At 73.3% G+C, this 6,678-nt stretch carries 4 protein-coding genes and 1 pseudogene; all 5 read right to left on the reverse strand.

The features are described from left to right. Positions 1-384 (reverse strand): annotated as a pseudogene (locus TR48_RS43720) (hypothetical protein); the annotation flags it as partial. Between the two features lie 15 nt (positions 385-399). Beyond that, on the reverse strand, positions 400-1,257 hold the full coding sequence (locus tag TR48_RS29445; protein ID WP_052443154.1) for a replication-relaxation family protein: 858 nt from the start codon (positions 1,255-1,257) through the stop codon (positions 400-402). 137 nt (positions 1,258-1,394) lie between these two features. After that, positions 1,395-3,806 (reverse strand): DUF8128 domain-containing protein, encoded by a 2,412-nt coding sequence (locus tag TR48_RS29450; protein ID WP_042373001.1) that lies wholly within the window; start codon positions 3,804-3,806, stop codon positions 1,395-1,397. Next, positions 3,803-5,569 (reverse strand): VirB4 family type IV secretion system protein, encoded by a 1,767-nt coding sequence (locus tag TR48_RS46435; protein WP_042373003.1) that lies wholly within the window; start codon positions 5,567-5,569, stop codon positions 3,803-3,805. The genes TR48_RS29450 and TR48_RS46435 overlap by 4 nt, the downstream gene beginning before the upstream one ends. Then, positions 5,566-6,474 (reverse strand): PrgI family protein, encoded by a 909-nt coding sequence (locus TR48_RS29460; RefSeq protein ID WP_052443155.1) that lies wholly within the window; start codon positions 6,472-6,474, stop codon positions 5,566-5,568. Before TR48_RS29460 ends, TR48_RS46435 begins: the two co-directional genes overlap by 4 nt. Positions 6,475-6,678: the final 204 nt, after the last annotated feature.

The raw sequence follows: 6,678 nt of genomic DNA on the forward strand, positions 1-6,678 counted from the left end.
GGCGCCGCCGGGTGGGACGGGGTGGTCGTAGGCGGTGAAGGTGGCCGGGAGGAACTGCATCGGTCCGATGGCTCCGGCGGTGGAGGTCTGGTCTTTGGCGCGGCCGTGGTCGGATTCGACCTTGCCGATGGCCGCGAGGACGCTCCAGGGCAGGCCGGGGCACGAGGTGGAAGCTTGCTGGTAGAGCGTCAGCATGGTGGTGGGGATGTCCGCGAGTGCTGTGCTGCTGGGTGCGGCATCGGGGGTGATCAGGCCGCCGGTGGCCAGGGTGGCGAGCGCGACGAGGCAGGCGGTGACGGTTGCGGCGACGGCCAGGATGAGGCCGGCGCCGCAGCCGACCGTCGCCCCGGCCGCCGCGGGGACGGTGGTGGAGTTGGTCGACATGTGTGCCTACGCGCCTCACGAGTCGCAGGTGAGGGGGTGGGGGGCGGGTGGGCCGGCAAGTGCTGCGGCGGCGTCGCGGCGCTTAGCTGCTTCTGATTGCTCGGTGGGCAGTTCGGCCAGTCGCTGCCGGTGGGCAGGCAGTCCCAGACGGAGCCACACGGGGCCGAGCGGGTCGTGGCCGGTTCCCATGGGCGGGATGTGGTCGCGGCCGGTGGTGGCGACGTCGAGGGCTTGAAGGGCGGGGTGTCCGGTGAGGCGTTCGTGCAGGTGCACTTCCCGGCGGCTGCTCGGGAGGGTGAACAGGACGAGGGGCCGGCCGCCGAGGACGGGGGCAGCGTCGGCGTAGGCGTCGAGTTTGGCGGCGAGCCGGGCGTGAGGTTCGGTCCCGGTGTCGTATTCGAGGAAGAACGCGACGGTGTGGCCGTCGCGGCGGGTGAGGCGGCCGTGGGCGTCGGGGTGGACGAGGTCGCCCCAGACGCGGGCGCAGCGCTGCTCGGACCACCAGGCGTTGAGCCGGTCCCCTTCTACGTTGGTGCGGGAGGCGGAGGCGAGGGTGGTGAAGAAGGTGGTGGCGCCGAGGTCGTGGGTGAGGGTGGGTGAGTAGCTGGTGCGGGTGATCAGGTCGGGGCTCCAGCCGAGGGCTGCGGGGGTGGTGGCGTGGCGGGCGGCGAGGATGCCTGCCCCGGTGCGCGCGAGGAGGTAGTGCTCGGGGGCGCTGCCGCGGGCTGTGTGGGGGCGGAAGGAGTCGAGGAGTCCGAGGCGGTGGAGGGCGAGCAGGCGGCGGTTGGTGTTGCGCAGGCTGTTGTTCCAGAGGGTGTTGATGTGAGTGGAGGACAGGACGGTGTGTTCGGCGAGCATCTCCAGGAGCCACATGTCGCGTCTGGTGAGCCGGTTGATCAGGTCTGCGGTGGGCTGACGTTTGCGCCCGGCTGGCCTGTCTGTCCCGGTTGGCAGTGCGGTTCGGGGGCCGCCGCGTAGCAGGGGGGCTGGCGGGGGGTTGCGGCGGGTGCTCACGTTCCAGTGCCCCCCTGACTGCCAGCGGGAGGCGGCGTGGGCCCGAAGTTGCGTCGGGAGGCGGCGCGGGCCTGGAATTCGCGGCCTGGGATCGGTGCGGGCAGTGGTCGGGTGGTGAGGGTGAAGGCGGGCTGGTCGGCGGCGTGGTCGACGAGGCGGGTGGCGGCCTGGTAGGCGCCGAGGTGGGCGAGGTCGTGCGCGGTGAGGAGCGGGGCGGTGTGGCGTTCGAGTTGGCGGGCGTCTTCTGGGGAGCAGTTGAAGAAGATCTTGTTGCGGGCGTTGGCGGAGATGCCTTCGCGCAGGTCGGCGGGGAGTTGGGCCTGGTTCTGGTGGGCGAGGACCAGGGAGAGGCGGTAGCCGCGGGCTTCGGCGAGCATGTCCTCCAGGGGGTAGGGCAGGGTGAGGAAGTTGTGGCACTCGTCCAGCACGAGGGTGGCGTCGCGGCGGGTGTGTTCGCCGGCCCCGGCGCGGCGTGCGGCGGCCTGCCAGGTCTTGGCGACGACGAAGGAGCCGAGCAGCCGGGCTGTTTCCTCGCCGAGAACGCCTTTGGGCAGGCGGACCAGGGCGATGCCGCCGTCGAGGACGTCGGCGAGGTCGAAGGTGGAGGCGCCGGCGGCGATGGTGTCGGAGACGAAGGTGCGCAGCAGGAACGCGCGGAGCTTGTTCATCAGGGGGCTGGTGATGCTGGCTCTGGTGGGTTCGGACAGTTGCTCGTACCAGTTCCAGAAGCCGCGCAGGGTCTTTTCGCTGGGGTGGAGGCGGGCGACGGTGCGGTGGCGCATGGCGGCGGATGTGAGCAGGTGGGGGATGTCGGCGAGGGTGACCGGCTGGCCGGGGAGTTGGGTGTGGATGAGGGTGAGGCAGGCGGCGCGCATGACGTCGTCGGTGCGTGGTCCCCAGAAGGCGGTGAAGATGCGGCGGAAGATGCCGACGAGGTTGTCGACGACGACGTCCGCGTCGTCGGTGCCGGCTTCGAGGACGTTGAGGCGTGGGGGTTTGGCGGTGTCGGCGGGGTCGAGGACGACGGTGCGGGTCAGGGCGTGTTCGGGGAGGCGGGCGAGGATGTCCAGGACGAGGTCGCCTTTGGGGTCGACGACCAGGGCGCCGCGGCCGGCGTCGGCGTCGGCGAGGACGAGGTTGGCGAGGAGGGTCGACTTGCCGGAGCCGGTGGCGCCCATGACGTGGAGGTGGTGGCGTCCGTCGGGGACGCCCAGGGCGATGCCGCGGGGCGGGCCGAGGTCGGCTCGGCCGAGCGGTTTGCTGTCCGGGCCGGGTTCGGGGATGCGGGCCGGCGGGAGGACGCAGCGGGCGCCCGCCCTGGTGACCCCCGGGGCTGCGGCATCGAGGGGCAGGTGCGCGATCGCGGCCAATTCCGGCACGGACAGGAGGTCCCCGCGCAGGGGGAAGTGACGGTGGGCTAGTCGCTGGTCGGGGTGGTGGAGGCGGTGGCGGGCGTACCAGTTGCGGCCGGCGTATACGGCGAACGCGGAGGCGGTCTGGTGGGCGCGCCCGCGCGCCCGGTGCAGGGCCTCCTGTTCGGTGAGGGCCGAGGCGGGGGCGCTGGCCGTGTAGTAGACGGTGGTGTCCCACAGGGGTGCGGTGGTCTTGGTGAGGGCTGCGCGGAGTTGGTCGGCGCGTTCGGGGTCGCGGCGGGTGGCGGTGCCGCGCTGGGATCGGTGGGCGAGCAGGTCGAAGACGCGGCCGGGACGGGCGGGTGCGGGGCTGCCGTGGTGGAGGGCCCGCAGTTTGCGCTTGGCTCGGCGTAGGCGAAGTCCGGTGGCGGGTCGGGCGAGGATCTGGACGGTGAGGTGTTCGCCGTCGTCGAGGTTCTGGCCGGCGCCGAGGAGGGCGCGCAGCGGGTCGGCGTCGTGGCGGTGCTCGATCGGCCAGATGTCCGGGCGTGCGAGCCGCAGCCGTCCCCCGGTCGTCACCCGGCACTGACCGACCGGGTTGTCGGAGACGCTGGGGAGGGGGCGGGTGTGGGCTCCGGGCCAGGCGGCTTCGACGGCGCGCTGCAGCAGTGCGAGCGGAACGGTGCTCGGTGACCACAGGCGCAGGCTCAGCCCGGCCGGGGTGAAGTGGTACTCGAAGGCGAGGTGCGGTTGCTGGCCCAGCAGTCGTCGCCACCAGGGGCGCAGGAGTCCGCGCAGGTGCGCCCACAGTGCGTGCGCGCCGGCCGGGTCGACGGTGGCCGGGACCAGGATCTCCAGGCTGTGTCCCTGCCGGGTGAGCCTGCGCTGACTGGTCCGGTGCCACAGCACGCGCCCCGTCGCGGCGGTGCCAGCTGCCGAGACCGCGGTGGTGAGCACGGCCGGCCAGTCGTGGACGGCGAGGCCGCTCACCGTGGTGAGGGGGGAGGTGGGGTCGAGGAGGAAGCGGCCGAGAACGCCGCCCGCTGCGTCTGTCATCGGCCCTCGTCGGTGTGGTTGCGGCCGATGCCGGTGGTGATGAGGGCTTCTTCGCGTGGGGAGGCGATGCTGCGGAACGCGACCCGGCAGCCGGGACCTGCGCACAGCAGTGCTTCGCCGCGCTGGGCGGACAGGAGGTAGGCGGCCTCGCCGCCGGAGAGGCCGAAGGCGTCGGCGACGGCGTCGACGGCCTGGGGGGCTTGGCGGAGCAGGATCTGGGTGGCCGCGTTGGCCACCACGGCCTTGCCGAGGTCGGTGGCGAGCAGGTCGGCGGTGTCCTGGGTGACCACGGCCAGGCCGGCGTGGCGTTTGCGGGCGGCCTTGCCCATCCGGAACAGGAACCGGGCGCCCTCGCCCTCGCTCATGAGCCGCCAGGCCTCGTCAACCACGGCCAACCGCCTGCGCGGAGGACCCGGGTTGGTGACGGTGCGCCAGATGCGATCCAGGGCCAGCAGGGATCCCGCGGCGGTGAGTTCGTCGGGCAGGTCACGCAGGCTGTAGACGGTGAGGTGTCCCCCGGGCTCGCGGGTGGTGGGGGCGTCGAAGAGCTGGCGGTGCGAGCCCGTCGTGTAGGGGGCGAGGCAATCCGACAGGGCGCTGGCGCAGGGGTCGGCGGCCTGGGTCAGTGCCTCGGCGAGGTCGGCCAGGAGCGGGGCGGGGCGGGTGTGGGTGCGCGGGTCGGTGGTGATGCCGCGCTGGTGGTAGGCGGCGAGGATCGCCTTGTCCAGCACCGTCTTCTCCGCGCTGGTGAACCCGGTGCCGAGCAGCACTTGGAGGAAGGTGTGGGTGAACAGGGCGCGGCGGGTCAGGGCTTCAGGGCCGTCGTCGGCGACGAGGTCGAGGGGGTTGAGCCGGACCTCGGGTGCGCCGAGGCGCACCAGGGTGCCGCCGACCGCTTCGGCGAGGTCGGTGTATTCGCCCTCGGGGTCGACGACGTGGACCTCGACACCCTGGTAGAGGGAGCGCAGGACGTCGAGCTTGGTCAGGTAGGACTTCCCGGCGCCGGACGCGGCGAGGGTGACGGAGTTGTGGTTGTCCTGGCTCCACCGGTCCCACACCAGTGCCCCGGTGGCGCCCGCCGTGACCCCGTACAGCACGCCGGACACCTGCTCGTCGGCTGCGGTGGTGGGCAGTTCGGGTGAGGCGAAGGGGAAGGCCGCGGCGAGGGCGGCGGTGTCGAAGGTGCGGGTGGCCTGCAGCTGGTCGGTGGCGAGCGGCAGGCAGGTGATCCAGCCTTCCAGGGCGCGCCAGGTGGCGGGGTGGACGCGCAGGAGCATGGACTCGGCCAGGGCCCGGACGGAGGAGACCTCGTCGGCGAGTTCGTCCGGCCCGGGGGCGTAGACGGTGAGGTAGAGGCCGGTGCGGAAGAGCTTGCCCTCGCCGCGGGCGATCCGCCACGCGAGGTCGGCGGCGTCGAGGGCGGCGGTCTCGGTGTCGGGGTCGTCCAGCCGTCCGTCGCGCAGTCCCTGGCGGCGGTGGGACTCCAGGCGGGCGCGTTGCCGGCGCAGCCTGTCGGCCGCGACCTGCTGCGGCACCGGGGTGATGTGCAGGGAGACGTCGAGGCGACCCGGGTAGGCGAGGAGCGGGTCGAGCCAGCCCGGTGGGACTTCGGCCGGGTAGCCGGTCACGATCAGCGTGGCGGCGACCTGGTCACCGACGCTGAGCCGCCGGGCCTCGACCCGCACGCTGTCCGGCCCCAGCCCGGGCGCCCCCGCCCGCCACAGGGCGCCGGAGCGGAAGGGTTCGAGGAGTCGGACGTTCATCGGGTTCCTTCCAGGGTGACGGCGTCGCCGGGCAAGGCGGGGCCAGAGTGCGGCGGCCTGTCGCTGTCGCAGGCGGCGCCGAGCACGGACCAGGCTTGGCGCGGGTCGAGCACGCGGACGTCGACCTCGGCGGCACCGAGGAGGGAGCTGGTTTCGTGGGCGCGGCGCAGGGCCCGCAGCCGGGCCGCCTCATCCGCGGTCGGCTCGCGGTGGGCCACCAGGACGTCGCGGGTCAGCAGGTCCCGGTCGGCCTGCAACTGGGTGAGGAAGGCGGCGTGTTCGAGGGCGGCATCCTCCAGCAACGGGTGCGGCAGGCCGGGTGCCTGCTCGCGCAAGCCGGCCACCATGGGGGCGAGGTCGAGACGGCGGGAGCGGACCAGGATCTGCACCGGTCCCGTCAGCGAATTGAGCCACCGGCCCAGGCCGCCGACCAGCGCCTGCTGCTCACCGGAGGTGCGCAGGGCGAAGTTCACCGTCCCGGCCCGGGTCAGCACCGCGCAGCCCTCGTGCAGGGCGAGCACCCCGTCGGAGTCGACGCCGGTGACCGGCAGCGGGAGTTCCGCCACGCCCGCCGGTGCCGCGGACAGTGGAGCAGGCAAGAGATGTCGGGGCTGGCGGCGGTGGCGGATGGCGGCGGCGAGCCATCGGTCCATGCCGATCCCGTCCCTGCGTCCGAGCACGATCGCGACCGTGACCGCGGCGACCGGGAGACAGAAGACGGCGTAGGCGATCCACGGGAGGGGTCTGCTGATCTGCCAGCCGAACCAGAGCAGGACTGCAGCAGCAGCGAGTTGGGTGAGTTGGCGGGCGGTCAGGTTGGCGACGAGCTTGTCGCTCTGCTCGACGTCGGCGGGGATTCTCACCAGCGCGTCGTGCGTCTCGTGTTCCAGGTCGCGGCGGGCCACGGGTCAACGCCTTCCTTTTCGTTTCGGGCCGGGTTTCGGTCCGCCGGGCAGCGGCGGCGCAGGCAACGCGGGACGCGGCGGAACAGGGGGCAGCGCCCTGCGGCCAGGCGGTGGGCTCGTTGGCGGTGATCCCACCGGTGGCGGGGCTGCCCCTGCGCTGCGGGGCTGCGGGTTCGGGGCGGGCGGCAGGGCGGGGCGGGGCGG

Source organism: Streptacidiphilus neutrinimicus (assembly GCF_000787815.1).
Classification (GTDB): domain Bacteria; phylum Actinomycetota; class Actinomycetes; order Streptomycetales; family Streptomycetaceae; genus Streptacidiphilus; species Streptacidiphilus neutrinimicus.

Bases quoted from the DNA above. Each gene is read 5' to 3' on its own strand.
- TR48_RS29445 (WP_052443154.1), bottom strand. From the start codon at position 1,257: ATGTGGCTCCTGGAGATGCTCGCCGAACACACCGTCCTGTCCTCCACT.
- TR48_RS29450 (WP_042373001.1), bottom strand. From the start codon at position 3,806: ATGACAGACGCAGCGGGCGGCGTTCTCGGCCGCTTCCTCCTCGACCCC.
- TR48_RS46435 (WP_042373003.1), bottom strand. From the start codon at position 5,569: ATGAACGTCCGACTCCTCGAACCCTTCCGCTCCGGCGCCCTGTGGCGG.